At 68.0% G+C, this 24,780-nt stretch carries 29 protein-coding genes; 13 read left to right on the plus strand and 16 right to left on the minus strand.

Translation table 11 applies throughout. The features are described from left to right. Positions 1-12 precede the first annotated feature (12 nt). On the plus strand, positions 13-198 hold the full coding sequence (locus VQ065_RS22990; RefSeq protein WP_003091768.1) for a PA3371 family protein: 186 nt from the start codon (positions 13-15) through the stop codon (positions 196-198). A gap of 26 nt (positions 199-224) precedes the next feature. On the opposite strand, the gene phnP is transcribed toward VQ065_RS22990, so the two are convergent. The 13 genes from phnP to phnC form a co-directional block, all read right to left on the minus strand. Beyond that, positions 225-995: a phosphonate metabolism protein PhnP gene (gene phnP / locus VQ065_RS22995; RefSeq protein ID WP_003091770.1), complete on the minus strand. Its 771-nt coding sequence runs from the start codon at positions 993-995 to the stop codon at positions 225-227. Then, the gene (gene phnN, locus VQ065_RS23000) at positions 986-1,543 is read right to left on the minus strand and encodes a phosphonate metabolism protein/1,5-bisphosphokinase (PRPP-forming) PhnN (RefSeq protein WP_003109293.1); all 558 of its coding nucleotides are present in this window, start codon (positions 1,541-1,543) and stop codon (positions 986-988) included. The genes phnP and phnN overlap by 10 nt, the downstream gene beginning before the upstream one ends. After that, positions 1,543-2,706 carry an alpha-D-ribose 1-methylphosphonate 5-triphosphate diphosphatase gene (locus tag VQ065_RS23005; protein ID WP_003091776.1) on the minus strand — a complete coding sequence of 388 codons (1,164 nt, stop codon included), beginning with the start codon at positions 2,704-2,706 and terminating at the stop codon, positions 1,543-1,545. Before VQ065_RS23005 ends, phnN begins: the two co-directional genes overlap by 1 nt. Next, positions 2,696-3,412 (minus strand): phosphonate C-P lyase system protein PhnL, encoded by a 717-nt coding sequence (gene phnL / locus VQ065_RS23010; RefSeq protein ID WP_003091778.1) that lies wholly within the window; start codon positions 3,410-3,412, stop codon positions 2,696-2,698. The genes VQ065_RS23005 and phnL overlap by 11 nt, the downstream gene beginning before the upstream one ends. 49 nt (positions 3,413-3,461) lie before the next feature. After that, complete coding sequence (gene phnK / locus VQ065_RS23015) at positions 3,462-4,277, minus strand: phosphonate C-P lyase system protein PhnK (protein ID WP_003091781.1); 816 nt, start codon at positions 4,275-4,277, stop codon at positions 3,462-3,464. Then, the gene (locus VQ065_RS23020) at positions 4,274-5,158 is read right to left on the minus strand and encodes an alpha-D-ribose 1-methylphosphonate 5-phosphate C-P-lyase PhnJ (protein ID WP_003091784.1); all 885 of its coding nucleotides are present in this window, start codon (positions 5,156-5,158) and stop codon (positions 4,274-4,276) included. Before VQ065_RS23020 ends, phnK begins: the two co-directional genes overlap by 4 nt. Beyond that, positions 5,155-6,255, minus strand: coding sequence for a carbon-phosphorus lyase complex subunit PhnI (locus VQ065_RS23025; RefSeq protein ID WP_003091786.1), 1,101 nt, complete (start codon positions 6,253-6,255; stop codon positions 5,155-5,157). The genes VQ065_RS23020 and VQ065_RS23025 overlap by 4 nt, the downstream gene beginning before the upstream one ends. Continuing rightward, entirely contained in the window at positions 6,255-6,884 is a 630-nt protein-coding gene (gene phnH / locus VQ065_RS23030) for a phosphonate C-P lyase system protein PhnH (protein WP_003091788.1), read from the minus strand. Before phnH ends, VQ065_RS23025 begins: the two co-directional genes overlap by 1 nt. Continuing rightward, positions 6,884-7,342, minus strand: a complete 459-nt coding sequence (phnG, locus tag VQ065_RS23035) for a phosphonate C-P lyase system protein PhnG (protein ID WP_003091790.1) — start codon at positions 7,340-7,342, stop codon at positions 6,884-6,886. Before phnG ends, phnH begins: the two co-directional genes overlap by 1 nt. A 9-nt stretch (positions 7,343-7,351) precedes the next feature. Further along, on the minus strand, positions 7,352-8,074 hold the full coding sequence (phnF, locus tag VQ065_RS23040) for a phosphonate metabolism transcriptional regulator PhnF (protein ID WP_003091792.1): 723 nt from the start codon (positions 8,072-8,074) through the stop codon (positions 7,352-7,354). Between the two features lie 20 nt (positions 8,075-8,094). Next, on the minus strand, positions 8,095-8,889 hold the full coding sequence (gene phnE / locus VQ065_RS23045; RefSeq protein ID WP_003091793.1) for a phosphonate ABC transporter, permease protein PhnE: 795 nt from the start codon (positions 8,887-8,889) through the stop codon (positions 8,095-8,097). A gap of 67 nt (positions 8,890-8,956) precedes the next feature. After that, complete coding sequence (phnD, locus tag VQ065_RS23050; RefSeq protein ID WP_003091795.1) at positions 8,957-9,961, minus strand: phosphonate ABC transporter substrate-binding protein; 1,005 nt, start codon at positions 9,959-9,961, stop codon at positions 8,957-8,959. 52 nt (positions 9,962-10,013) lie between these two features. Further along, entirely contained in the window at positions 10,014-10,850 is an 837-nt protein-coding gene (phnC, locus tag VQ065_RS23055; RefSeq protein WP_003091798.1) for a phosphonate ABC transporter ATP-binding protein, read from the minus strand. 360 nt (positions 10,851-11,210) lie between these two features. Between phnC and amrZ the strand changes: the two genes are divergently transcribed. The 4 genes from amrZ to tsaA all read left to right on the plus strand — a co-directional run bounded on the left by amrZ (position 11,211) and on the right by tsaA (position 13,672). After that, entirely contained in the window at positions 11,211-11,537 is a 327-nt protein-coding gene (gene amrZ / locus VQ065_RS23060) for a transcriptional regulator AmrZ (protein ID WP_003091802.1), read from the plus strand. 153 nt (positions 11,538-11,690) lie between these two features. Further along, positions 11,691-12,056, plus strand: a complete 366-nt coding sequence (locus VQ065_RS23065) for a DUF2784 domain-containing protein (RefSeq protein WP_003091804.1) — start codon at positions 11,691-11,693, stop codon at positions 12,054-12,056. A 97-nt stretch (positions 12,057-12,153) separates the two neighbouring features. Beyond that, positions 12,154-12,924 carry a 3-oxoacyl-ACP reductase RhlG gene (rhlG, locus tag VQ065_RS23070; protein WP_003091805.1) on the plus strand — a complete coding sequence of 257 codons (771 nt, stop codon included), beginning with the start codon at positions 12,154-12,156 and terminating at the stop codon, positions 12,922-12,924. A 52-nt stretch (positions 12,925-12,976) separates the two neighbouring features. After that, a complete protein-coding gene (gene tsaA, locus VQ065_RS23075) occupies positions 12,977-13,672 on the plus strand; it encodes a tRNA (N6-threonylcarbamoyladenosine(37)-N6)-methyltransferase TrmO (RefSeq protein ID WP_003091808.1) in 696 nt (231 codons plus the stop codon). A 6-nt stretch (positions 13,673-13,678) separates the two neighbouring features. Here tsaA and VQ065_RS23080 read toward each other — a convergent pair whose 3' ends face one another. Further along, positions 13,679-13,981 carry a putative quinol monooxygenase gene (locus VQ065_RS23080; protein WP_003091811.1) on the minus strand — a complete coding sequence of 101 codons (303 nt, stop codon included), beginning with the start codon at positions 13,979-13,981 and terminating at the stop codon, positions 13,679-13,681. A 60-nt stretch (positions 13,982-14,041) separates the two neighbouring features. Between VQ065_RS23080 and VQ065_RS23085 the strand changes: the two genes are divergently transcribed. From VQ065_RS23085 to VQ065_RS23115, 7 genes are all read left to right on the plus strand, one after another. Continuing rightward, complete coding sequence (locus VQ065_RS23085) at positions 14,042-14,455, plus strand: VOC family protein (protein ID WP_003091813.1); 414 nt, start codon at positions 14,042-14,044, stop codon at positions 14,453-14,455. Between the two features lie 228 nt (positions 14,456-14,683). After that, a complete protein-coding gene (gene nosR, locus VQ065_RS23090) occupies positions 14,684-16,831 on the plus strand; it encodes a transcriptional regulator NosR (RefSeq protein WP_014603953.1) in 2,148 nt (715 codons plus the stop codon). Positions 16,832-16,873: 42 nt separating this feature from the next. Further along, positions 16,874-18,784, plus strand: coding sequence for a TAT-dependent nitrous-oxide reductase (gene nosZ, locus VQ065_RS23095; protein ID WP_003098686.1), 1,911 nt, complete (start codon positions 16,874-16,876; stop codon positions 18,782-18,784). Further along, positions 18,781-20,067, plus strand: a complete 1,287-nt coding sequence (locus VQ065_RS23100) for a nitrous oxide reductase family maturation protein NosD (protein WP_014603954.1) — start codon at positions 18,781-18,783, stop codon at positions 20,065-20,067. Before nosZ ends, VQ065_RS23100 begins: the two co-directional genes overlap by 4 nt. After that, a complete protein-coding gene (locus tag VQ065_RS23105; protein WP_003098683.1) occupies positions 20,064-20,978 on the plus strand; it encodes an ABC transporter ATP-binding protein in 915 nt (304 codons plus the stop codon). Before VQ065_RS23100 ends, VQ065_RS23105 begins: the two co-directional genes overlap by 4 nt. Then, positions 20,969-21,796 carry an ABC transporter permease gene (locus tag VQ065_RS23110; RefSeq protein ID WP_003091826.1) on the plus strand — a complete coding sequence of 276 codons (828 nt, stop codon included), beginning with the start codon at positions 20,969-20,971 and terminating at the stop codon, positions 21,794-21,796. The genes VQ065_RS23105 and VQ065_RS23110 overlap by 10 nt, the downstream gene beginning before the upstream one ends. A 16-nt stretch (positions 21,797-21,812) precedes the next feature. Continuing rightward, positions 21,813-22,349 carry a nitrous oxide reductase accessory protein NosL gene (locus VQ065_RS23115; RefSeq protein WP_003091829.1) on the plus strand — a complete coding sequence of 179 codons (537 nt, stop codon included), beginning with the start codon at positions 21,813-21,815 and terminating at the stop codon, positions 22,347-22,349. Between the two features lie 82 nt (positions 22,350-22,431). Here VQ065_RS23115 and fpr read toward each other — a convergent pair whose 3' ends face one another. Next, the gene (fpr, locus tag VQ065_RS23120) at positions 22,432-23,208 is read right to left on the minus strand and encodes a ferredoxin-NADP reductase (protein WP_003091832.1); all 777 of its coding nucleotides are present in this window, start codon (positions 23,206-23,208) and stop codon (positions 22,432-22,434) included. Positions 23,209-23,481: 273 nt separating this feature from the next. On the opposite strand from fpr, the gene VQ065_RS23125 reads away from it, so the two are divergent. Next, the gene (locus VQ065_RS23125; protein WP_003091833.1) at positions 23,482-24,408 is read left to right on the plus strand and encodes a LysR family transcriptional regulator; all 927 of its coding nucleotides are present in this window, start codon (positions 23,482-23,484) and stop codon (positions 24,406-24,408) included. 1 nt (position 24,409) lies between these two features. Here VQ065_RS23125 and VQ065_RS23130 read toward each other — a convergent pair whose 3' ends face one another. Then, positions 24,410-24,751, minus strand: a complete 342-nt coding sequence (locus VQ065_RS23130) for a YceK/YidQ family lipoprotein (RefSeq protein WP_003091834.1) — start codon at positions 24,749-24,751, stop codon at positions 24,410-24,412. Positions 24,752-24,780: the final 29 nt, after the last annotated feature.

The raw sequence follows: 24,780 nt of genomic DNA on the forward strand, positions 1-24,780 counted from the left end.
GGGAGTGAAACCATGTCACGATCCGCCGTCATTCTTCTGTTCGTGGTGATCGCCAGCGCGATCCTGGCGCTGAGCCTGCCGCCCGATGCCACCCTCCTCGCCTGGTGCGCCTGGGGACTGCTGGGCATATCCGGCGCCTGGCTGCTGTTTGCGCTGGTGGTAGGTCGGCGAATCCGCTTCGATCCCAGCCTGGACTGATTTCGCCCACAACGCCTTGCCGGGCGCTACAGCGGCAGGCACATGCCGTCGTGTGCCAGTTCCACCCCCTCGGGCAACGCAGCGGGGTGGTCCAGCAGCCAGGCGTCCAGCGCATGCCCGACGTGAGTCAACACGGCCCGCCGGGGACGCAGTGATTCGATGCACTCCAATGCCCGCGTCAGGTCGTTGTGGTTGCGCGGCGGCCGCTCCTGCGGCGGCATCGAGCAGTCCAGCACCAGCAGGTCCAGCGGCGCCGCGAGCAATCGCGAGGCGCTGTCCGCCGGCAGCCCGACGGTATCGGTGAGGTAGGCCAGACGCCGTATCGTTCCCTCCTCGGAAGCCCCCTCCAGCAAGTAGCCGAAGGTCGGCTTCGAGTGGACCAGCGGTAGCGCGGTCGCCGCCAACGCGCCCCACTGGCGCCGCTCGAAGGCGCCGAAGGGCTGGCTGAAATCGAGGATGCCCGGATGCTTGTAGAGGTCGGCGAGGCCCTCCGGGTCGGCCGGGCCATGCACCGGGATCACCAGGCCCTGGCCCCAGCGCAGGTGCAGCAGGCCTTGGGCGTGGTCGGCGTGGTAATGGGTCTGGAGGATGCCGTCGAGGCTATGGGGCGGGAAGCGCTCGCAGAGATCGACCAGGCCGCTGTCGATCAGCCAGCGCTGGCCGGCGCACTCCAGCAGCGCGCTACAGGGACGGCGACGCAGGCCGACGTCGGCGCGGGCGTTGCGACAGGCCGGGCAATCGCAACCGTAGACCGGCACCTGGCGGGCGTCGCCGGTGCCGAGCAGGGTCAGGCGCATGCGCGGTCGCTGCCGAGACGGGCCAGGAGGCTGCGTAGCGTGTCGTCGAGGTCACCGGAGTTGTCCAGTTGGAACAGCGGGCCCTCCAGGCCGGCGGCGAACTCGGCGTTGCGCGCCAGGCGCGCCTCGATTTCCTCGGGGCTTTCCCGGCCGCGCGCCAGCAGGCGCTGGCGCAGCACCTCGGGTTTCACCCCGAGCAGGACCGCGAGCAGATCCGGATAGCGCCGGCGGGCCTGCGCCAGGTAGCCGCGCGAGCCGTTCACCAGCACGTCGTAGCCCTGCGCCAGCCACTCGTCGATCTGCACCGGGATGCCATAGCAAAGGCCGTTGGCGCGCCAGCTCATGGCAAACGCCGAGGCCCGCTCGAGGGTGTCGAACTGCGCCGGGGTCACCGCCTGGGCGTCCTCCCCCACCGCTTCCGCGGAGCGCGTGATCACCCGCCGCACGATACGGCAGCCGCGCAGCGCCAGGGGCTCGCGCGCGGCCTGCAACAGGCTGTCCTTGCCCGAGCCGGAAGGCCCCATCAGATAAATCAGTCTGCCTGTCATCAGAACACTCTCTGCCCGCCGCGCCAGACTTGACGCACCACCGGCTGGTTGTTGCCGAGCGCCCGCGCCTGCAGCAGATCGGCGCGCAGGCCGACGCGGATTTCGCCACGATCGGTCAGCCCGGCGGCCAGCGCCGGGGTACGGCTGACCATCGCCACCGCGCGCGGCAGGTCGTAACGGATCGCATCATACTCGCTGTGCTCGCCGGCGAGCAGCAAGGCCGCATGCAGCAGGCTGGCCGGATAGTAGTCGCTGGAAAGGATATCCAGCACGCCGATTCCCGCCAGTTGCGCCGCCGCCACGTTGCCCGAGTGGGAACCGCCGCGGACCACGTTGGGCGCGCCCATCAGCACCTGCAGGCCGTGCTCGTGGCTGGCCCTGGCGGCCTCCACGGTGGTCGGGAACTCGGCGATGGCCATGCCGTAGCCGGCCGACTCGCGGACATGCGCGAGGGTCGCGTCGTCATGGCTGGCCACCGACAGGCCGCGTCCCTGGCAGACATCGACGATGGCCGCACGGGCGGCGTCGCTGTAGCGCTCGGAGTTGGCTACCTGCTCGACGATGAAGGCGTCCATCTCGGCATCGCTCAGGTGGTACTTGCCCTGGTAGTACTCGCGGTACTTCTCCAGCCTGGCGAACTGGCGCTGGCCGGGGGCGTGGTCCATCACCGAGACCAGTTGCACCAGCGGATGCTCGACCAGTTCGCGGAACACCTCCAGCGTCTGCGGATGGCTGACCTCACAACGCAGGTGCAGGCGATGGTCGGCGCGCGCGTCGCCGCTGGCGGCGGCCTCGCCGATGGCCTCGAGCATCTTCGGCAACTGCTGCATGCGCTTGCCCTTGGGGTTGACGTCGCCGATGGACAGCGCGTCGAACACCGTGGTGATCCCCGCGGCGACGATCTGCGCGTCGTGCGCCAGCACCGCCGAGGCCGACGGCCAGTCGACGCCGGGACGCGGGGTCATGTGCTTCTCCAGGTTGTCGGTGTGCAGCTCGACCAGGCCGGGCAGCAGGTAGTCGCCCCCCAGGTCCTCGGCCCCGGCCAGGTGACTGCGGCCTTCGTCGACCGCGGCGATCAGGCCGTCGCGCAGCAGCACGCTGCCGACGAAGACCCGCTCGGCGCTGACTACCCGGGCATTGCTGAGAACGCGTTCAGACGACATGGGCTTGCTCCTGGCGGGAAAGCTCCTGGCTCATGTCCAGGTAGCGGCTGGCCACCGCCTCGCGGGCGGCGCGGTCGTGGAAGATGCCGATCAAAGCGGCGCCGGCGCCCTTGGCTTCGCCGATCAGTTCCAGCACTACCTGGCGGTTGGCTTCGTCGAGGGACGCGGTCGGCTCGTCGAGCAGCAGGATCGGCCACTCGACCATGAAGCCGCGGGCAATGTTGACGCGTTGCTGCTCGCCGCCGGAAAAGGTGCCCGGCGCCAGTTGCCAGAGGCGTTCCGGGATGTTCAGCCGGGCCAGCAGGCTGCGCGCCCGCAGTTCGGCGCTGTCGCGGCTCCAGCCACGGGCCAGGGCCGGCTCCATGACCACGTCGAGGGTCGCCACCCGCGGGATCACCCGCAGGAACTGGCTGACGTAGCCGAGGGTCTGGCGGCGCACGGCGAGCACCTCGCGAGGCTCGGCGCCGACCAGTTCCAGCCAGTCGCCGGCGTGGCGCAGGCGGATGCTGCCGCCGGCCGGCAGGTAGTTGCCGTAGAGCGTGCGCAGCAGGGTGCTCTTGCCGGCGCCGGAGCGTCCGTGGAGCACCAGGCATTCGCCGCCGGCGACATTGAAGTTGAGCCCGCGCAGCACATTGAGCACTACGCCCTGTTGCTGGTGCAGGGTGAAGGTCTTGCTGAGGTCGCGGACCTCGATCAGGTTGTTCATCGCTACTTCTCCGGGCGCCCGTCGCGCGGACCGGCGCCGACGCTTCGGCTCAGGGTTGCAGGACCGACGACACCAGCAATTGCGTGTACGGATGCTGCGGGTCGTCGAGAATCTGGTCGGTGAGACCGGCTTCCACCACCCGCGAACGGCGCATGACCATCAGGCGGTCGGCGAGCAGGCGCGCCACCGCCAGGTCGTGGGTGACGATCACCACCGCCAGGTCCAGCTCGCGCACCAGGCCGCGCAGCAGGTCGAGCAGGCGCGCCTGCACCGACACGTCGAGGCCGCCGGTGGGTTCGTCCATGAACACCAGGCGTGGCGCCGAGACCAGGTTGCGGGCGATCTGCAGGCGCTGCTGCATGCCGCCGGAAAAGGTTCGCGGCAGGTCGTCGATGCGCAGCGGATCGATCTCCACCTGTTCCAGCCAGTCCAACCCGGCCTGGCGCAGCCGACCGTAGTGGCGCACGCCCTGGGCCATCAGCCGTTCGCCGATGTTGGCGCCGGCGGACACGCCCATGCGCAGGCCGTCGCGCGGGTTCTGCTCGACGAAGCCCCACTCGGTGCGCAGCAGGGTGCGCCGCTCGGCTTCGCTGGCGGCGTAGAGGTCCAGCCAGCGGTCGCCGTCGTCGCGGTAGGCGACCGTGCCGGCGTCCGGCGGGCAGCGCCCGGAGAGCAGCGAGAGCAGGGTCGACTTGCCCGAGCCGGACTCGCCGACGATGCCCAGCACTTCGCCGGGGTAGAGATCGAAGTCGACCTCCTGGCAGCCCTTTTCCGGCCCGTACAGGCGGGTCAGGCCGCGCACCGAGAGCAGCGGCCGGTCGCGTGCGTCGAGGCTCGCATCGATGGATTCGCAGACCGCGTTCATTGCGCGTCCTCCCCTTCTTCCTGGCGGGCACGCCGCTGCGTGCAGTAATCGGTGTCGGAACAGACGAAGCGCTTGCCGCCACGGTCGTCGACGATCAGTTCGTCCAGGTAGGACTCGTGGCTGCCGCAGAAGGCGCAGCTTTCCTCCCAGCGCTGGACCTCGAAGGGGTGGTCCTCGAAGTCCAGGCTCGCCACCCGGGTGAACGGCGGCACCGCGTACAGGCGCTTCTCGCGACCGGCGCCGAACAGCATCAGCGCCGGGTTCATGTCCAGCTTGGGGTTGTCGAACTTGGGAATCGGCGAGGGATCCATCACGTAGCGCTCGTCCACCGTCACCGGGTAGGCATAGCTGGTGGCGATATGGCCGAAGGTGGCGATGTCCTCGTAGAGCTTCACGTGCATCACCCCGTAGTCGTTGAGCGCATGCATGGTCCGGGTCTCCGCCTCGGAAGGCTCGATGAAGCGCAGCGGCTCGGGGATCGGCACCTGGTAGACCATGATCTGCTCGCCGCTCAGCGCGGTTTCCGGTATCCGGTGGCGGGTCTGGATCACCGTCGCCTCCGGGGTCCGTTCGGTGGTGGCGACCCCGGCGGTGCGGGCGAAGAAACGCCGGATGGATACCGCGTTGGTGGTGTCGTCGGCGCCCTGGTCGATCACCTTGAGCACGTCGTCGGCACCGAGGATGGCCGCGGTCACCTGCATGCCGCCGGTGCCCCAGCCGTAGGGCAGCGGCATCTCGCGGCCGCCGAAGGGCACCTGGTAGCCGGGGATCGCCACCGCCTTGAGCAGGCCGCGGCGGATCATGCGCTTGGTCTGCTCGTCGAGGTAGGCGAAGTTGTAGCCCTGCTCCGGCGCGGCGCTGGCTTGCGGGGAAAGGCTCATGCGCGCTTCTCCTGGACAGTGGGTTGCGCGGATTCGGCGACGCCGGGACGACGCAGCTTGCGAATCAGCTCCAGCTCGGACTGGAAATCGACGTAGTGCGGCAGCTTCAGGTGCGAGACGAAGCCACCGGCCTCGACGTTGTCGCAGTGCATCAGGACGAACTCTTCCTGCTGCGCCGGCGACACCACCTCCTCGCCGTATTCCTCGGCGCGCAGGGCACGGTCGACCAGGGCCATGCCCATCGCCTTGCGCTCGGCGTAGCCGAAGGCCAGGCCGTAGCCACGGGTGAATTGCGGCAGCTCCTCGCGGGAACCGACGAACTGGTTGACCATCTCGCACTCGGTGACCTCGATCTCGCCCACCGGCACCGCGAAGCCGAGTTCCTCGGGCTCCAGCCAGACCTCGCAGGCGCCGATGCGGATTTCCCCGGCAAACGGATGGTTGCGGCCGTAGCCGCGCTGGGTCGAATAGCCCAGGGCGAGAAGGAAGCCCTCGTCGCCGCGGGCCAGGGCCTGCAGGCGCTGGGCGCGGCCGGTGGGGAAGTCGAGCGGCTCGCGGGTGATATCCGGCACCGCGCCGGGCAGTTCGTACTCCGGCGTCATCAGGCCTTCCCGGTCGAGCAGGCCGAGCACGCGCGGACAAGGCTCCAGGGACGCGCCCCGCTCCACTTCGGGGCCGGGGTAGTCGCCCTCGGCGAGCAGGCTGAAGTCGAGCAGGCGATGGGTATAGTCGAAGGTCGGACCGAGCAGTTGCCCGCCCGGCAGGTCCTTGTAGGTCGCCGAGATCCGCCGTTGCAGGCGCATCCCGGCGGTATCCAGCGGCAGGCTGGCGGCGAAGCGCGGCAGCGTGGTGCGGTAGGCGCGGAGGAGGAAGATCGCTTCCATCAGGTCGCCGGCCGCCTGCTTGATCGCCAGTGCCGCCAGTTGCTCGTCGTACAGCGAACCTTCGGTCATCACCCGCGACACGGCCAGTGGCATCTGCTGGCGGATCTGCTCCACCGACAGCTCCGGCAGCGCGGTATCGCCGCGGCGCTTGCGCGCCAGCAGGCGATGGGCGTTGTCGATGGCCTTCTCGCCACCCTTGACGGCTACGTACATCAGGCCACCTCCTCGACGGGTTCGCTGACCCGGGTACTGCGTGGCAGGCCGAGGATGCGCTCGCCGGCGGCGAAGAAGGCATCCAGGCCCCTGGGGAATTCGGTGCGTGCGGCGCGCTGCGCCCAGAACCCGGCGCTCACCGGCAACGCCACCTGGCGCACCTCGGCGATACCCGGTCCGCGCCACTCCAGCGAGTCGCCGCCATCGAGGCCGGCAAGCTGGATCAGCAGGGTGCAGGACTGGTCCGGATAACGGTCGCTGCCGCTGTCGAAGCCGCTCAGGTCGTCCAGCTCGCGTTCGTCGAGCAAGGCGAACAGCGCCTGCTCGCGCTCGGCGACGATCGGGCAGCCGCAATGGAAGGCCAGGTTGGCGCGCAACGTCGGGCTGTCGAGACCCGGCGCCAGCCACAGCGGGGTGTCGGAGTCGAGGAAGCTCAGGCACAGCGCGTAGCTGGCCGGTTGCAACGCGGCCAGCGCCGGTGCGCGGTCGAGGTTGCGTACCAGCCCCGGTTCGGCGAGGGCCTTGAGCGCCGCGCGGAAACTCCGCTGGGCGTCCAGGACCGGGTCCTGGAACGCCGGTTGCAATAGCGCGGCGGTATCCGCCGGGCTGGGAAGCGAAGCGCTGGTCATCAATCTTCTCCTCGGACCAGGGTGAAGAACTCCACCTTGGTAGTGGCGATTTCCGCCTCCTGGGCGGCACGGCGCTCGGCCTGGGTACGGGCCAGCGGTTCGATCAGGCGCGCCTGCCAGGCCGCCGCATCGGCGCCCTGCAGGTGCGCGTCGGCCAGGGCGGCCAGTTCGGCGTGGCGCTTGTCGCGCCCGGCGACATAGCTGTAGCCGGTGCGTCCGTCAGCGAGCCGCACCACGCAGCGGGTCACGGTCATCTCGCCGAGGTTGAACGGGCTGCCGGTGCCACCCATGCGTCCGCGCACCAGGGTCATGCCGGTCTCGGCGGCGCGCAGCAGGTGATAGTCGGCATCGCGCAGGGCGTCCGCATGGGCGTCCAGCTCCTCGCGACGGGCGCGGGCGAGCACGCCCATCCAGCGCTGTCGTGCGGCGATGGTGGGATCGGAATGCAAGGCGGTCATGGGCTTCTCCTAGGGGGCGACCTGGTACTGGAAGCGATCGGCGCGGCTGATCGACTGGGCCAGTTCCACCGGTTGGCCGGTACGGTCGCGGGACAGGGTGAGGACGGTGAGCAACGGCGCATGGCGGGGCATCAGCAGGCGCGCCGCCTCCTCGCGGTTGGGCAGGCGCGCACCGATCAGGCTGTAGGTGCGGGTCAGCGGCAGGCCTTTGTCGGCCAGGTAGCGACGCAGCGAACCGCCCTGGTAGTCGGCGAGCAGCTCGCTGCGGGAAACGGCGTAACAATGGCGGATCAGGCTCACCGGCTGGCCGTCGAGGTAACGCAGGGTGGTCAGTTCCAGCACCCGCCCGCCCTCGCCGATCCCCAGGTGGGTGGCCTCGGCGGCGCCGGCCGGACGCTGGCGCGCCTCCAGCAGCCGAGCCTCGACCCGGTGGCCCTGGGCCGAGAGCGACTCGGTGTAGGCGTTGGCGGCGCCCATCGGGTAGATCGTCGGCGCCTCCAGGACCTGGGTGCCCTTGCCCTGGCGCCGCAGCACGCGGCCTTCGAGCACCAGTTCGTCGAGCGCCCGGCGCAGGGTATGGCGGTTCACCGCGAAGCGCTGGGCCAGCTGGATCTCGCCGGGCAGGTAGTCGCCGGGGCGGTAGGCCAGCAGTTCCTGGCGCAGCCGTTCGGCCAGTTCGCGGTACAGCGGTTCGCTTTGTCTAGACAAGTGCATGGTTTGGAAAGGGCGCACCAGGCGCCCTCCTCGCGTCGTCAGATGAACAGCTTGCGCAGGCGTTGTGACAGAACGTCGATCAGGCTCACCACCACGATGATGACGATCAGCACGGCGCAGGTCTGGCCGAACTGGAAGCCGCGGATGGCCTCCCAGAGGATCACGCCGATGCCGCCGGCGCCGACCATCCCGACCACGGTGGCGGAACGCACGTTGGACTCGAAGCGGTACAGCGAATAGGAGATCCACAGCGGCAGGACCTGCGGGATGACCCCGAAGATGACCTCCTGCAGGGCGCTGGCACCGGTGGCGCGGACGCCTTCGACCGGACCGGGGTCGATCGCCTCGACCGCCTCGGCGAAGAGCTTGGCAAGCACCCCGGTAGTGCTGATGAACAGCGCCAGCACGCCGGCGAACGGGCCCAGGCCGACGGCGACCACGAAGAGCATGGCGAAGACCATCTCGTTGATCGAACGGCAGGCATCCATCACCCGCCGCACCGGCTGGTAGACCCACCAGGGCACGATGTTCTCGGAGGCCAGGATCGACAGCGGGATGGCGCAGACGATGGCCAGCACCGTGCCCCAGAGGGCGATCTGCACGGTGACCAGCATCTCGCTGAGGTAGAGCTTCCAGTTGCCGAAGTCCGGCGGGAAGAAGTCGGCGGCGAAGGTCGCCATGTTGCCGGCGTCGCGGAACAGCACGGCCGGGTTCATTTCCGCGCCCTTCCAGGACCAGGCGAGGATGGCGAGGAACAGGCCCCAGCCGACCAGGCGTCCCCAGGATGGCTTGCCGGTGGCGGCCGCCGCGGCGGTGGTGCTCAGAGTGCTCATATCGGGAATCTCGACAGCGGTATTGGCGAATCGGGTGGGGCGCGGCGCCGGCCGCGCCCGGGGTGGATCAGCCGGCGTTGGCGGCGGTCTTCTGCTCGCGCTCGGCCATGCGTTTCTCCAGCTTGGCCAGCTCCTCGTCGAGGGCCTTCAGCTTGGCGGCCTTCTCTTCGGCGCCGAGGTTGGCGTTGTTCGCCACGTCGGTGCGCTGCTTGAACAGCTCGAGCTGGCGGATCGGCAGCAACTGGTCGTCGTCGGAGGGCTGGAACTTCGACCATTGCAGGTCGGCGAGGACCTTCTTCTGCTCGGCGTTGGCGCCGTACTTGAAGAAGAAGTCGCGCAGCTTGTTCTTCTGCTCGTCGCTCAGGTTGTTGCGCCACACCAGCGGGTCGCCCGGGATCAGCGGCGACTTCCAGATCACCTTGAGCTGCCTGGCCTTCTCCGGCTGGGTCAATTCCAGGCGCTCCATGCCCTCGGTATTGAAGGTGGCGACGTCGACCTGCTTGTTGGCCACCGCCAGGGCGTTGACCTCATGGCTGGAGTTGAGGGTGCGCTTGAAGGCCTTGACCGGGTCGACGTTGTTCTTGGCGAACACGTAGTAGCCGGGCACCAGGTAGCCGGACGTGGAGTTCGGATCGCCGTTGCCGAAGGTCAGGCTCTTGGCGTTCGCCAGCATGTCCTCGACGCTGTCGATCTTGCTGTCCTTGTTGGCGATCAGCAGGCTCCAGTAGCCCGGCGCGCCGCTGGCGGCGACGGTCTGGGCGAAGATCTCGCCGTGGGCGCGATCCACCGCTTCCATGGCGGCCTTGTTGCCGTACCAGGCGATGTCGACCTTGTCGAAACGCATGCCCTGGATGATCCCGGCGTAGTCGGGGGCGAAGAAGGCCTTCACCTGGTAGCCGGTCTGCTGGCTCATGTCCTTGAGGAAGGGCTCCCAGATGCTCTTGAGGTTCTGCGACGACTCGGTGGAGATGATCCCGAAATTGATCACCGGCTGGTCGGCGTGCGCCATCCCGGCAAGGGAGCCGGCGAGCAGGGCGGAAGCCGCGAGCACACGACTGAAGCGTTTCAACATGGAGAGAACTCCTGGGCAGGGTTTGGCGGGTTTTTATGCGGTTCGAATGACGTCAGGCGCGCGCGAGGGTCAGTTCCCGCTGGCTCTCCGCCCCGCGCCGGGCACGGTCGGAAAACAGCAGCGGGGTATCCCCTTCGGCGCCGTAGAGTTCGTTGAGGAAGCCTTCGGAAAGGTGCTCGCTGCTGCCGTCGAAGAGGATCCGGCCGCCCTTCAGGGCCACCGCGCGCGGGCAATAGCGCAACGCGTAGTCGACCTGATGCAGGGTCACCACCACGGTCTTGCCGTCGTGGCGGTTGATGTCGGCGAGGATGTCCATCACCTTGCGCGCCGACTCCGGGTCGAGCGAGGCGATCGGTTCGTCGGCGAGAATCACCTCGGCCTTCTGGGTCAGGGCGCGGGCGATGGCTACGCGCTGCTGCTGGCCGCCGGAGAGGGTCGAGGCGCGCTGCCCGGCGAGATCGGCCAGGCCGACCCGCGCCAGCGCTTCCAGGGCCTGGCGCTTCTGCTCGGCGCTGAACAGCCCCAGCGAACCGCGCCAGCGCGGCATGCGACCGAGGAAGCCGAGCAGGACGTTGTCCAGCACGCTGAGGCGGTTGACCAGGTTGAACTGCTGGAAGATGTAGCCGATGTCGGCGCGCAGGCGGCGCACTTCGCCGCTCAGGCGACCGGACGCCTGCAGGCGGCGACCCAGCACGTCGATGCTGCCGCCGTTGTCGCGGTCGCAGCGGGCGAGCCCGGCGACGTGACGCAGGAGCGTGGATTTGCCGGAGCCGGATGCACCGATCAACGCCACCATCTCGCCCGCCTGGATCTCCAGCTTCAGGTTGAAAAGCGCCTGCTTGCGGGCAAAGGTCTTGTTCAGGCTGTCGACACAGATCACCGCGCTCATCGTTCTCCCCTCCAATCGGTTGCACGAAGACGCCAGCGGCGCCATCTGGTGTAGACCAAGATAGGAGGAGACTGTGTCAGACCGGTGAAGTGACGATGACAGTCGAGTGACAATCCATTGAACGACCGGTGGTCAGAAGGCCATCATCTAACCCCAGTAGAAAACTAGGCTTTTGTTGAATCGCTCGCATTTCAGATAGCTGGTACTGGCAAAACGCCGTCACGCAACGCACAATTGACGTCAACTAATTGTTGTTTCCGAAATAACAGACTGAACGGCTGGCGGAAATCGTGGTCATAGGCCCGAGAACAATGAACGCTTCCTCGGCACCGCTTTTCCCTGACTCTACAGGTTCAATGTATGCGCCCACTGAAACAGGCAACTCCTACCTACTCCAGCCGTACCGCTGACAAATTCGTCGTTCGTCTGCCCGAGGGCATGCGTGAGCAGATCGCAGAAGTCGCTCGCAGCCATCACCGCAGCATGAACTCCGAGATCATCGCCCGACTCGAGCAGAGCCTGCTCCAGGAAGGGGCGCTGCAAGACAATCTCGGTGTTCGCCTGGACAGCCCGGAACTCAGCCTGCACGAGCGCGAGCTGCTGCAGCGTTTCCGCCAGCTGACCCACCGTCAGCAGAACGCGCTGGTCGCCCTGATCGCACACGATGCGGAGCTGGCCCAGGCCTGAGCGCCGAAGCCCACGCGTAGCGCTTGAAATGGCCGGCATTCGCCGGCTTTTTCTTTATGGATGGCCCAACCATGGGCGAGTAACCGCAAGGCGGTTATCCGCCGGCCCCTGTAGCGGTGGCGTTATCCCTCCAACGCCACGAGGGAGAGCCGAATGAGCTATCGCCTGGCCGCCGATGCCCTGGTCTGGCTGCACCTGGGCTTCATCCTGTTCGTCCTGTTCGGCGGCCTGCTGCCGTTGCGTTGGCCACGCCTGGCCTGGCTGCACCTGCCGGCGGTGGCCTGGGGCTGCGCCGTTGAGTTCCTCGGCCTGCCCTGTCCGCTGACCCCGCTGGAGAATCGTCTGCGCCGGGCCGCCGGGGACGCCGGCTACAGCGGCGGCTTCGTCGAGCACTACCTGTTGCCGCTGATCTATCCCGCCGGCCTGACCCCGGCGGTGCAATGGATCCTTGGCGCCATCGTTCTGCTGGTCAACCTGATCGCCTACCTGTATCTGTGGCATCGCCGCAGTAGCCGCTGAGCCACGGATGCCACGTCATTCCGTATCTGGATAGTGCTGCGCCGGCAGCGAGGCGAATCGTAGGCTGATCTCCCCTGCCCAGCCCGGAGTGTTTCCCATGCATCCCTATTTCAGCCTCGCCGGCCGCGTCGCCCTGGTCACCGGCGGCAGCCGCGGCATCGGCCAGATGATCGCCCAGGGTCTTCTCGAAGCCGGCGCCCGCGTCTTCATCTGCGCACGTGACGCAGAGGCCTGCGCCGACACCGCCACACGCCTCTCGGCCTACGGCGATTGCCAGGCGATCCCTGCCGACCTTTCCAGCGAAGCCGGTGCCCGGCGCCTGGCGCAGGCGCTCGGCGAACTCAGCGCGCGGCTGGATATCCTGGTGAACAACGCCGGCACCAGTTGGGGCGCAGCGCTGGAAAGCTATCCGGTGTCCGGCTGGGAAAAGGTCATGCAGCTCAATGTCACCTCGGTGTTTTCCTGCATCCAGCAACTGCTGCCGCTGCTGCGCCGCTCGGCCAGCGCGGAAAATCCGGCGCGAGTGATCAACATCGGCTCGGTGGCGGGCATCAGCGCCATGGGCGAACAAGCCTATGCCTACGGGCCGAGCAAGGCCGCGCTGCATCAACTGTCGCGGATGCTGGCGAAGGAACTGGTCGGCGAGCACATCAATGTCAACGTGATCGCTCCCGGACGCTTCCCGAGCCGCATGACCCGTCACATCGCCAATGACCCGCAGGCACTGGAGGCGGACAGCGCGTCGATTCCCATGGGCCGCTGGGGTCGCCCGGAGGAGATGGCGGCGCTGGCGATCAGCCTGGCCGGCACCGCCGGCGCCTACATGACCGGCAACGTGATCCCCATCGACGGCGGTTTTCATCTCTGAGCGCCGCCAATCCGGGTAACATGACGCCCCCGACCGCTCGCCTCGTCCCGCCATGACCCACAGCGTTTCTCCCATCGGCTACATCCGCTCCTGCTTCATGGAGAAGTTCGCCATCCCGCGCCAGCCGCTGCTCGCGCCGGCGGCGCGGGGGACCCTGGAACTGCTGCCGCCGTTCGACCAGGCGGAAGCGCTGGAAGGCCTGGAGCAGGTCAGCCATGTCTGGCTGCTGTTCCTCTTCCACCAGGCCCTGGAAGACAAGCCGCGACTGAAGGTGCGCCCGCCGCGCCTGGGCGGCAACCGCTCGCTGGGAGTCTTCGCCACCCGCGCCACCCATCGGCCGAACGGCATCGGCCAGTCGGTGGTGCGCCTGGAGGGCTTCGAAGCGGGGCGCCTGTGGCTGTCCGGGATCGACCTGCTCGACGGCACCCCGGTACTCGATATCAAGCCCTACGTACCCTACGCCGACGCCGTGGCCGACGCCCGCAACGGCATCGCCGACGCGCCGCCGCCGGGCATCGCGGTGGAGTGGAGCGAGCAGGCGCGGCGCCAGGCCCATGAGCACGGCCAGCGGTTGCGGCAGCCGGTGGCCGAGCTGATCGAGCAGTGCCTGGCCCAGGACCCGCGTCCGGCCTACCAGAAGCCGGAGCCCGGGCGCCGCTACGGGGTGCGCCTGTGGGACCTCGACGTGCATTGGCACTACCCGCGCCCGGACCTGATCCGCGTGCTGGACGTCGCCCGCGGCGACTGAGCCTTCTCAGCGCAGCGGATTGAGCGCCAGCGCGTCGCTTTCGAAGACTTCCTGTTCGAGGATTAGCGGCTCGACCAACGGCCGGCTGTCGCGGAAATGCGCGGTGCGGGTGTGCGCCTCGTAGGCCGCGTCATCGCGATAGATCTCGTAGAGATAGACCAGGTCAGGGTCCTGTCGGTCGCGGGAAACGTCGAACACCAGGCAGCCGGGCTCGGTGGACACGGAAGCGGCGGCGTTGACCTGGATGGCATCGATGAAAGCCTCGGCGCAGCCGGGCCTGAGGCGGGTCTTGATAAAGATGCAGTACACGGAAACTTCCTTTTGTTTTAGATTTACAAAATTATTGTATACAAAAAAGGAAGCAAGCCCATGTCCGACCGCCCTGCCCGCCCCTCCCGTCTCAACGGCCTGCGTCACCTCGCCCTGCTGGTGCCCAACCTGGAAGAATGCGAGCGCTTCTATATCGACGTGCTGGGCATGGAAGTGCTGAACCGCGCCAACGAAGACCTGGTGTATCTCACCTGCGGCAACGACAACCTTTCCCTCGGCCGCGCCCACGCCGCCAGCAACGGCCTGCAGACCATGGATCACTACGGCTTCGTCGTCGACAGCGTGGAGGAACTGGAAGCCTGGTACCGTTACCTGAAGGCGCTGGGCGTGACCCTGCTCGACCAACCCTTCGACCACGGCGACGGCGCGCGCAGCTTCCACCTGCTCGACCCGGCGGGCAACAAGGTGCAGCCGCTGTACCATCCGGCGATATCCGGGCAGCGCCTGGCCTGAGCCTCGGGCAGCCCTCTCCCCCTCTCCCTGAAGGGAGAGGGGCGACTCGGTACACTCAGTGCCAGCAACCTCGCTGGCTCCTCATCTCCACTTCTTGACTTTCATCAAGCGCGTTCCGCCCCCGCACCTCCTAGCATCCGGCAACGGAAGCGATTCCACCGCCAGGCGCAGACCCCACCGCAGCGCGGCGTCCCTTTTTTCGCCGGTAGCCAGTAGTAGATGGAACCTATGCGCGCCCTTCGTTTTTCCGCCGGATCGTGGCGGTGTGTCTTCGCCTGGATGCTCCTGCTGGTCGGCCTCGCCGCCCAGGGTGCCGAACTCAGCGAGTTGGAGCGTCTGCGCATCGCCCAGGTATTCCCCGCGGTCGAGCGGATCGGCGACCCCGAAGGCGACTACGGCGTACGCCGCCTGAGCAAGGGCGAGGAAACCCTCGGCTACGCCTTCCAGACCCTCAGCGTCACCGACATCCCGGCCTACTCCGGCAAGCCGATCAACCTGCAGGTGATCCTCGATCCGCAGGCGGTTATCCGCGACGCCTACGTCCTCGAACACCACGAACCGATCCTGCTGATCGGCATCCCGGAAGAGAAGCTGCACGCCTTCAGCGCCAGGTACGACGGCGTGCGCGCCGACCAGCGGGTGGTGGTCGGCCGCTCCAGCGACCCGCAGGCGGTTACCGTCGACGCGGTGAGCGGCGCCACGGTGACGGTGATGGTGGTCAACGAGATCGTCATGCGCGCCGCACATACGGTGGCGGTTTCCCTCGGCCTGATCGAGGACCGCGGCAATGTGCGGCCCAAGCCGGCGCAGGTGCGCCAGCAACCGGCAGCGACGGCGAGCTGGAGCGAATTGCTCGGCAACGGCGCGATCCGCCGCCTGCAGTTGAGTCGCGGGCAGATCGACGACGCCTTCAAGGGCAGCGAGGCCGAAGGCATCGGCGAAGCCGACGCGGCGCACCGCGACGAGCCGTTCATCGATCTCTACAGCGCCCTGCTCAACCCTCCCGCGGTGGGCCGCAGCCTGCTCGGCGACAACCAGTACCGCGAACTGATGGCGTCGCTGAAGCCAGGCGAATACGCCTTCGTCGTGCTCGGCGACGGCGAGTATTCCTTCAAGGGTTCCGGCTACGTGCGCGGTGGCATCTTCGATCGGGTCCAACTGCGCCAGTTCGGCGACATCATCAGCTTCCGCGACCTCGACTACCAGCGCCTGTCGGACGTCTACGCCGAAGGCATGCCGGAGTTCCGCGAGATGGCGATCTTCGTCGCCCGCGCCAGCCAGCGTTTCGATCCGGGCTCGCCCTGGACCCTGGAGTTGCTCGTGCGGCGCCAGACCGGCCCGGTGGCGGGGGTATTCACCAGCTTCGAGCTGGCCTGCCAGACGCCCGAGGAATACCTGGAGCGGCCGCAGCCAACGGCCGAGGAACTGGCCGCCCTGGAAGAGGCTGCCCGGCCGCTGTGGCTGCGGGTCTGGTACCAGAAGAGTTTCCAGATCGGGGTCCTCTGTACCGCCCTCGTCCTGCTCCTGGCGATCCTCTTCCTCCAGGACCGCCTGGTGCGACGGCCGCGCCTGATGCAGCGACTGCGCACCGGCTACCTGGCGTTCACCCTGGTCTACCTGGGCTGGTACAGCCTCGGCCAGCTATCGGTGGTCAACGTGCTGACCTTCGTCCACGCGCTGTTCGAAGGCTTCCGCTGGGAGCTGTTCCTCAGCGACCCGCTGCTGTTCATCCTCTGGACCTTCACCGCAGCCAGCCTGCTGCTCTGGGGCCGCGGCGTGTTCTGCGGCTGGCTGTGCCCGTTCGGTGCGCTACAGGAACTGCTCAACGAACTCGCGCGCAAGCTCCGCGTGCCGCAGTTCCAGGTGCCGTTCGCCGTGCACGAGCGGCTCTGGGCGATCAAGTACATCATCCTGCTGGTGCTCTTCGGTCTCTCCCTGGAATCCCTGGCGCTGGCCGAGCAGGCCGCGGAGGTGGAGCCGTTCAAGACCGCCATCACCCTCGGCTTCGACCGCCAGTGGTGGTTCGTCGCCTACGCCGTCGCGCTGCTGGTGGTCAACCTGTTCACCCGCAAGGTCTATTGCCGCTACCTCTGCCCGCTGGGCGCGGCCCTGGCGATCCCGGCCAAGGCGCGCCTGTTCGACTGGCTCAAGCGCCGTGCGGAATGCGGCAGGCCCTGCCAGCTCTGTGCCCGCGAATGCGAGATCCAGGCGATCCATCCGGACGGCCGCATCGAGGCCAACGAATGCCACTACTGCCTCGACTGCCAGATGACCTACCACGACCAGGACAAGTGCCCGCCGCTGGTGAACAAGCGCAAGAAGCGCGCGAAGAGCGCGCCGGCGGACAACGCGCGAATACCCGCGGAGAACCTCTGACCTGGCTCCCTTTCCCCTGACTGCCCTTGAGGACGACACGAGATGAGCGACGACACGAAAAGCCCCCACGAAGAAACCCACGGCCTGAACCGCCGCGGCTTCCTCGGCGCCTCGGCGCTGACCGGAGCCGCCGCCCTGGTTGGCGCCAGCGCCCTGGGCAGCGCGGTGGTCGGCCGCGAGGCCCGGGCCGCGGGCAAGGGCGAGCGCAGCAAGGCCGAGGTCGCCCCCGGCGAACTGGATGAGTACTACGGGTTCTGGAGCGGCGGACATTCCGGCGAAGTACGCGTGCTCGGCGTGCCGTCGATGCGCGAGCTGATGCGCATACCGGTGTTCAACGTCGACTCGGCCACCGGCTGGGGCCTGACCAACGAGAGCAAGCGGGTCCTCGGCGACAGCGCGCGCTTCCTCAACGGCGACTGCCACCATCCGCACATCTCGATGACCGACGGCAAGTACGACGGCAAGTACCTGTTCATCAACGACAAGGCCAACAGCCGGGTCGCGCGCATCCGCCTGGACGTCATGAAATGCGACCGCATCGTCACCATTCCCAACGTCCAGGCGATCCACGGCCTGCGCCTGCAAAAGGTGCCGCATACCCGCTACGTGTTCTGCAACGCCGAGTTCATCATCCCCCATCCCAACGACGGCTCGACCTTCGACCTGTCCGGCGACAACGCCTTCACCCTGTACAACGCCATCGACGCCGAGACCATGGAAGTGGCCTGGCAGGTGATCGTCGACGGCAACCTCGACAACACCGACATGGACTACAGCGGCAGGTTCGCCGCCTCCACCTGCTACAACTCGGAGAAGGCCGTCGACCTCGGCGGCATGATGCGCAACGAGCGCGACTGGGTGGTGGTGTTCGACATCCCGCGCATCGAGGCCGAGATCAAGGCGAAGCGCTTCGTCACCCTCGGCGACTCGAAGGTGCCGGTGGTCGACGGCCGGCGCAAGGACGGCAAGGACAGCCCGGTGACCCGCTACATCCCGGTACCGAAGAATCCCCACGGGCTGAACACCTCGCCGGACGGCAAGTACTTCATCGCCAACGGCAAGCTCTCGCCGACCTGCACCATGATCGCCATCGAGCGCCTCGGCGACCTGTTCGCCGGCAAGCTGGCCGACCCGCGCGACGTGGTGGTGGGCGAGCCGGAACTGGGCCTCGGCCCGCTGCACACCACCTTCGATGGCCGAGGCAACGCCTATACCACGCTGTTCATCGACAGCCAGTTGGTGAAGTGGAACCTGGCCGACGCGGTGCGCGCCTACAAGGGCGAGAAGGTCGACTACATCCGCCAGAAACTCGACGTGCAGTACCAGCCGGGGCACAACCACGCCACCCTGTGCGAGACCAGCGAAGCCGACGGCAAGTGGATCGTGGTGCTCAGCAAGTTCTCCAAGGACCGCTTCCTGCCCACCGGTCCGCTGCACCCGGAGAACGACCAGTTGATCGACATTTCCGGCGAGGAAATGAAGCTGGTCCACGACGGCCCGACCTTCGCCGAACCGCACGATTGCATCCTCGCCCGCCGCGACCAGATCAAGACCCGCAAGATCTGGGACCGCAAGGACCCGTTCTTCGCCGAGACGGTCAAGCGCGCGGAAAAGGACGGCATCGACCTGATGAAGGACAACAAGGTCATCCGCGAGGGCAACAAGGTCCGCGTCTACATGGTCTCGATGGCGCCCTCCTTCGGCCTCACCGAGTTCAAGGTGAAGCAGGGCGACGAAGTCACCGTGACCATCACCAACCTCGACGAGATCGAGGACGTGACCCACGGCTTCGTCATGGTCAACCACGGCGTCTGCATGGAGATCAGCCCGCAACAGACCTCGTCGATCACCTTCGTCGCCGATAAGCCCGGGGTGCACTGGTACTACTGCAGCTGGTTCTGCCACGCCCTGCACATGGAAATGTGCGGGCGGATGCTGGTGGAAAAGGCTTGATCCACGCAGCGCGGTCGATGGCCGGGCGCCGTGCGGGGCCGCTCCTCGCCCTGCTCCTGCTCGGCCTCGCCACGGCCCGCGCGGAGCCGGTCGACGGCCTGCCGCTGCGGGCCGACGGCGATGGCCGCTGGAGCCTGGCGGCGGGCCGCTACGCCGGCAACTTCGTCATCGACCGACCGCTGCACCTGCGCTGCGAGGCCGGCGCCGAACTGGACGGCGGCGGCCACGGCAGCCTGCTGACCCTGACCAGCCCCGGGATCACCGTCGAGGGCTGCCGGCTGCGCAACTGGGGGCGCAACCTGACCGAACTCGACGCCGCGATCTTCGTCGGCAAGGCCGCCAGCGGCGCCGTGATCCGCGGCAACGACCTGCGCGGCGCGGGCTTCGGCGTCTGGCTCGACGCCACGGCGGGCGCGCAGGTGCTCGACAACCGCATCGAGGGCGACGAAAGCGTGCGCTCCCAGGATCGCGGCAACGGCATCCACCTCTATGCGGTGAAGGACGCCCTGGTCCGCGGCAACCGGGTCAGCCACACCCGCGACGGGGTCTACATCGACACCTCCAACGACAGCAGCATCGAAGCCAACCGCTTCGAGGACCTGCGCTACGGCGTGCACTACATGTTCACCCACAACAGCCGGGTGACCGACAACCTGACCCGGCGCACCCGCACCGGCTACGCGCTGATGCAGAGCCGCAAGCTGACCGTGACCGGCAACCGCTCCATCGACGACGAGAACTACGGCATCCTGATGAACTACATCACCTACTCGACCCTGGCCGGCAACCGCGTCGAGGGCGTGCGCAGCGGCAGCACCGGTGACGCGATGATCTCCGGCGCCGAGGGCAAGGCGCTGTTCATCTACAACTCGCTGTTCAACCGCATCGAAGGCAACAGCTTCGCCGACAGCGCCCTGGGCATCCACCTCACCGCCGGCTCGGAGGACAATCGCATCGCCGGCAACGCCTTCATAGGCAACCGCCAGCAGGTCAAGTACGTCGCCAGCCGCGAGCAGGAGTGGTCCGCCGACGGCCGCGGCAACTACTGGAGCGACTACCTGGGCTGGGACCGCGACGACGACGGTCTTGGCGACGTCGCCTACGAGCCCAACGACAACGTCGACCGGCTGATCTGGCTGTACCCGGAGGTACGCCTGCTGTTGAACAGCCCGAGCATCGAGTTGTTGCGCTGGGTCCAGCGCGCCTTCCCGGTGGTGCGCTCGCCCGGCGTGCGCGACAGCCATCCGCTGATGCGGATGCCCGCCGCGGAGCCGAGGCCATGAGCCTGGTCGAGATCGACGGCGCGACCCTGCGCTACGGCGCCCTCACCGCCCTGAGCGGGCTCGACCTGCGCCTGGAGCCCGGCGAGGTGCTCGGCCTGCTCGGCCACAACGGCGCCGGCAAGACCACCACCATCAAGCTGGTCCTCGGCCTGTTGGCCCCCAGCGAAGGCCGCGTGCGGGTCCTCGGCCACGATGCAAGAAGCCTGGAGGCGCGCCGCCAGCTCGGCTACCTGCCGGAGAACGTGACCTTCTACCCGCAGCTCAGCGGCGCGGAAACCCTGCGCCACTTCGCCCGCCTCAAGGGCGTGGCGCCGGCCGAGGCCGCGCGCCTGCTGGAACAGGTCGGCCTCGGCCATGCCGCCAGGCGGCGCCTGAAAACCTACTCGAAGGGCATGCGCCAGCGCCTCGGCCTGGCCCAGGCGCTGCTCGGCGAACCGCGCCTGCTGCTGCTCGACGAACCGACGGTGGGCCTCGACCCGCTGGCCACCGTCGAGCTTTACCAATTGCTCGACCGCCTGCGCGGCCAGGGCACCGGGATCGTCCTCTGCTCCCATGTGCTGCCCGGCGTCGAGACGCACATCGACCGCGCCGCGATTCTCGCCGGCGGCCGCCTGCAAGTGGCCGGCAGCCTCGCCGAACTGCGCCGCAAGGCGGCTCTGCCGACCCGCGTGCGCCTGGCCAGCCCGCATAACCCGCAGTGGCTCGAACGCTGGCACCGGGCCGGCCTGGCGGCGCGGAGACTGGACGGCCAGCGCATCGAGGTACTGCTGGACGATGCCGAGCGCGACGGCGTACTGGAAGCGCTGCTGGCCGCGCGCGAGTTCGACCTGGAGATCCTGCCGCCGTCGCTGGAGGACCTCTATCGCCACCACATGTCCCCCGCCCCCGCCGGAGCCACGCCATGCCCGTAGTCTGGACCATCGCCCGCAAGGAACTGGCCGACGGCCTGCGCAATCGCTGGCTGCTGGCGATCAGCCTGCTGTTCGCCCTGCTCTCGGTGGGCATCGCCTGGTTCGGCGCCGCCGCGGCCGGCCAGGTCGGCTTCACCTCGGTGCCGGCGACGGTCGCCAGCCTGACCAGCCTGGCCACCTTCCTGATGCCGCTGATCGCCCTGCTGCTGGCCTACGACGCCATCGTCGGCGAGGAGGAAGGCGGCACCCTGCTGCTGCTCCTGACCTACCCGCTGGGGCGCGGCCAGTTGCTGCTCGGCAAGTTCCTCGGTCACGGCCTGATCCTCGCCCTGGCCACCCTGATCGGCTTCGGCAGCGCGGCGCTGGCGATCCTCGTGCTGGTGCCGGAGGTCGAGGCGGCCATCCTGCTGGGCGCCTTCGGCCGCTTCATGGGTTCCTCGCTGCTGCTCGGCTGCGTGTTCCTCGCCCTGGCCTACGCCCTGAGCAGCCGCGCCAGCGAGAAATCCAGCGCCGCCGGGCAGGCGCTCGGCCTGTGGTTCTTCTTCGTCCTGCTGTTCGACCTGGCCCTGCTGGCGATCCTGGTCCTCAGCCAGGGTCACCTGAGCCCGCGGCTGTTGCCCTGGCTGTTGCTGCTCAACCCGACCGATCTCTACCGGCTGATCAACCTGTCCGGCTTCGACGCAGCCGCCGCCGGCGGGGTGGTTCCCCTGGCCAGCGACCTGCCGGTGTCCGCCAGCGCCCTCTGGCTGGCCCTGGCCCTCTGGGCCGGCGCTGCCCTGGCGCTGGCCCACGGCCTGTTCCGCCGCCGCCCCATCTGACTCACGAGGTTCCGCCATGCAACGTCATACCCTCCCCCTGCGCCCTCTGCTCGGCACGCTCCTGCTCGGCCTGCTGCTGGCCGGCTGCGATGCGTCGCGGGACGACGCCACGGCACTCGGCCCGGTGCCGATCGCCAGCGGCGACGAATGCCACGTCTGCGGCATGCTCATCGAGGAAATGCCCGGTCCCAAGGGCGAGGCGGTGCTTCCCGGCGCGGTGCGCAAGTTCTGCTCCACCGCCGAACTGTTCGGCTGGTGGCTGCAACCGGAAAACCGCCAGGGCCAGGCGCGCCTGTATGTCCACGACATGAGCCAGGCCGACTGGCGGCACCCCGACGACGCCCGCTTGATCGACGCCACCCGCGCCTACTACGTGGTCGGCATCCAGCGGCCGGGCGGCATGGGCGCCACCCTCGCCTCGTTCGCCGACGAAGAGGCCGCGACGCGCCTGGCGGCCGAGGAAGGCGGCCGGGTACTGCGCTTCGACGAGATCGACCAGGCGGTGCTGCAAGGCGTGGGCGGCGACCACCCGCACCGGCACCCGGCGCACTGAGCGGGGGCCGGAAAGCAGAAAGCCCCTGCCGCGGATACGGCAGGGGCTTTCTTCGCCTGGCGCGACGAGGCGCGGCGGAGGCCTACTTCTCGACGAAGGCGCGCTCGATCAGGTAGTCGCCCGGCTCGCCCATGCGCGGCGAGATCTTCAGGCCGAAGCTGTCGAGCACGGCGCTGGTCTCTTCCAGCATGCTCGGGCTGCCGCAGATCATCGCACGGTCGTCCTGCGGATTCATCGGCGGCAGGCCGATGTCCTCGAACAGCTTGCCGCTGCGCATCAGGTCGGTCTGGCGGCCCTGGTTGCGGAACGGCTCGCGGGTCACCAGCGGGTAGTAGATCAGCTTCTCTTTCACCTGGTCGCCGAAGTACTCGTGTTCCGGTAGGACCTTGGTGATGAAGTCGGCGTAGGCCAGTTCGCTGACCCAGCGCACGCCGTGGACCAGGATCACCTTCTCGTAGCGCTCGTAGGTTTCCGGGTCCTGGATCACGCTGAGGAAGGGCGCCATGCCAGTGCCGGTGCTGAGCAGGTAGAGGTGCTTGCCGGGCAGCAGGTCGTCGTGCACCAGGGTGCCGGTCGGCTTGCGGCTGACCATCAGCTCGTCGCCTTCCTTCAGGTGTTGCAAGCGCGAGGTCAGCGGGCCGTCCGGGACCTTGATGCTGAAGAACTCCAGGTGCTCTTCGTAGTTCGGGCTGGCAATGCTGTAGGCGCGCATCAGCGGGCGACCGTCGACTTCCAGGCCGATCATCACGAACTGGCCGGTCTTGAAGCGCAGACCCGGGTTGCGGGTGGTCTTGAAGCTGAACAGGGTGTCGTTCCAGTGGTGCACGCTGAGAACGCGCTCGGTGTACAGATTGCTCATCAAAGACTCCTAGGAAAACGCGGGCGCACACCAACAGCAGCAGACGTGACGCAGTTGCGCGGCATTTTATCGGTTGCCAAAATATCCGCAAAATGAATTGTCTGGATAATGCTTATCCAGAATATGGATATGGGATAACACGATATCGGTCGGCCGCCGGCCGCCGAGGGCTCCCATCGCTCCCGCGGACGGGGCGCAAGGATAACCGAGCCAACCCCGCCGACGGAACGGCAAAATGTCGCGGGGCCTTTCGCTCTAGACGAGGAAGCCTGGATGAAATTCACCCTCCGCCAGCTCGAGGTGTTCGTCGCCGTGGCCCAGCAGGAGAGCGTCTCCCGTGCCGCCGAGGGGCTGTCGCTGTCGCAGTCGGCGACCAGCACCTCGCTCGGCGAGCTGGAGCGGCAGTTCGACTGCAAGCTGTTCGACCGCGCCGGCAAGCGCCTGACCCTCAATGCCCTCGGCCGCCAACTGCTGCCGCAGGCGGTGGCGCTGCTCGACCGCGGCGAGGAAATCGAGAACCTGCTCAACGGCAAGACCGCCTTCGGCTCCCTCGACCTCGGCGCCACCCTGACCATCGGCAACTACCTGGCCACGCTGCTGATCGGCGCCTTCATGCAGCGCCAGCCGGACTGCCGGGTGCGCCTGCACGTGCACAACACCGCCCAGGTGGTGCAGCAGGTCGCCCACTACGAGCTGGACCTGGGCCTGATCGAGGGCGACTGCCGGCATCCGGACATCGAGGTGCAACCCTGGATGGAGGACGAACTGGTGGTGTTCTGCGCCCCCCAGCATCCGCTGGCGCGGCGGGGCGGCGCCGACCTGGAACGGCTGACGCGGGAGGCCTGGATCCTCCGCGAGCAGGGCTCCGGCACCCGCCTGACCTTCGACCAGGCCATGCGTCATCACCCGCGGCCGCTGAACATCCGCCTGGAGCTGGAGCACACCGAGGCGATCAAGCGTGCCGTGGAGTCCGGCCTGGGCATCGGCTGTATTTCCCGCCTGGCCCTGCGCGACGCTTTCCGCCGCGGCAGCCTGGTGCCGGTGGAAACGCCCGGCCTGGACCTGCGCCGGCAGTTCTACTTCATCTGGCACAAGCAGAAGTACCAGACCGCGACCATGCGCGAGTTCCTCGACCTGTGCCGCAGCGAGACCGCCGGGATCAGCCGCAGCGACGAGATCGTGCTGCCGCTGATTCCCTGACTCAGTTGGCCAGGGACAGGTTGCCGTCGCGGTACTGGCGGTACGAGGTATAGGGCAGCGCGAGGGTGTCGATCACCCCGGACAGCGCGAAGTCGAGGGCCAGCACCTCGAGGATGCCGTCGGCATGCGCCGGCGCCACCGGCGACCCGGTCTTCACGTTGAGCCGGCAGAAGGTGTAGCTGACCCCGCTGTACACCCGCGGCAGGCTGGTGCAGGCGGTCGCCTTCAGGCGCAGGTCGTGGGCGGCGCTGGCGTCGTCGCGCACCAGCGTGTTGACGGAACCGCACCCGCCGAGCGTGGCGAGCCCCAGAAGCACCAGCAAAGAAAGCCCCGAACGAAACATTCCTTCATCTCCCTGTGCGAACGCCAGCC

It is taken from the genome of Pseudomonas sp. KBN10P06128, assembly GCF_037574945.1.
Classification (GTDB): Bacteria; Pseudomonadota; Gammaproteobacteria; order Pseudomonadales; family Pseudomonadaceae; genus Pseudomonas; species Pseudomonas aeruginosa.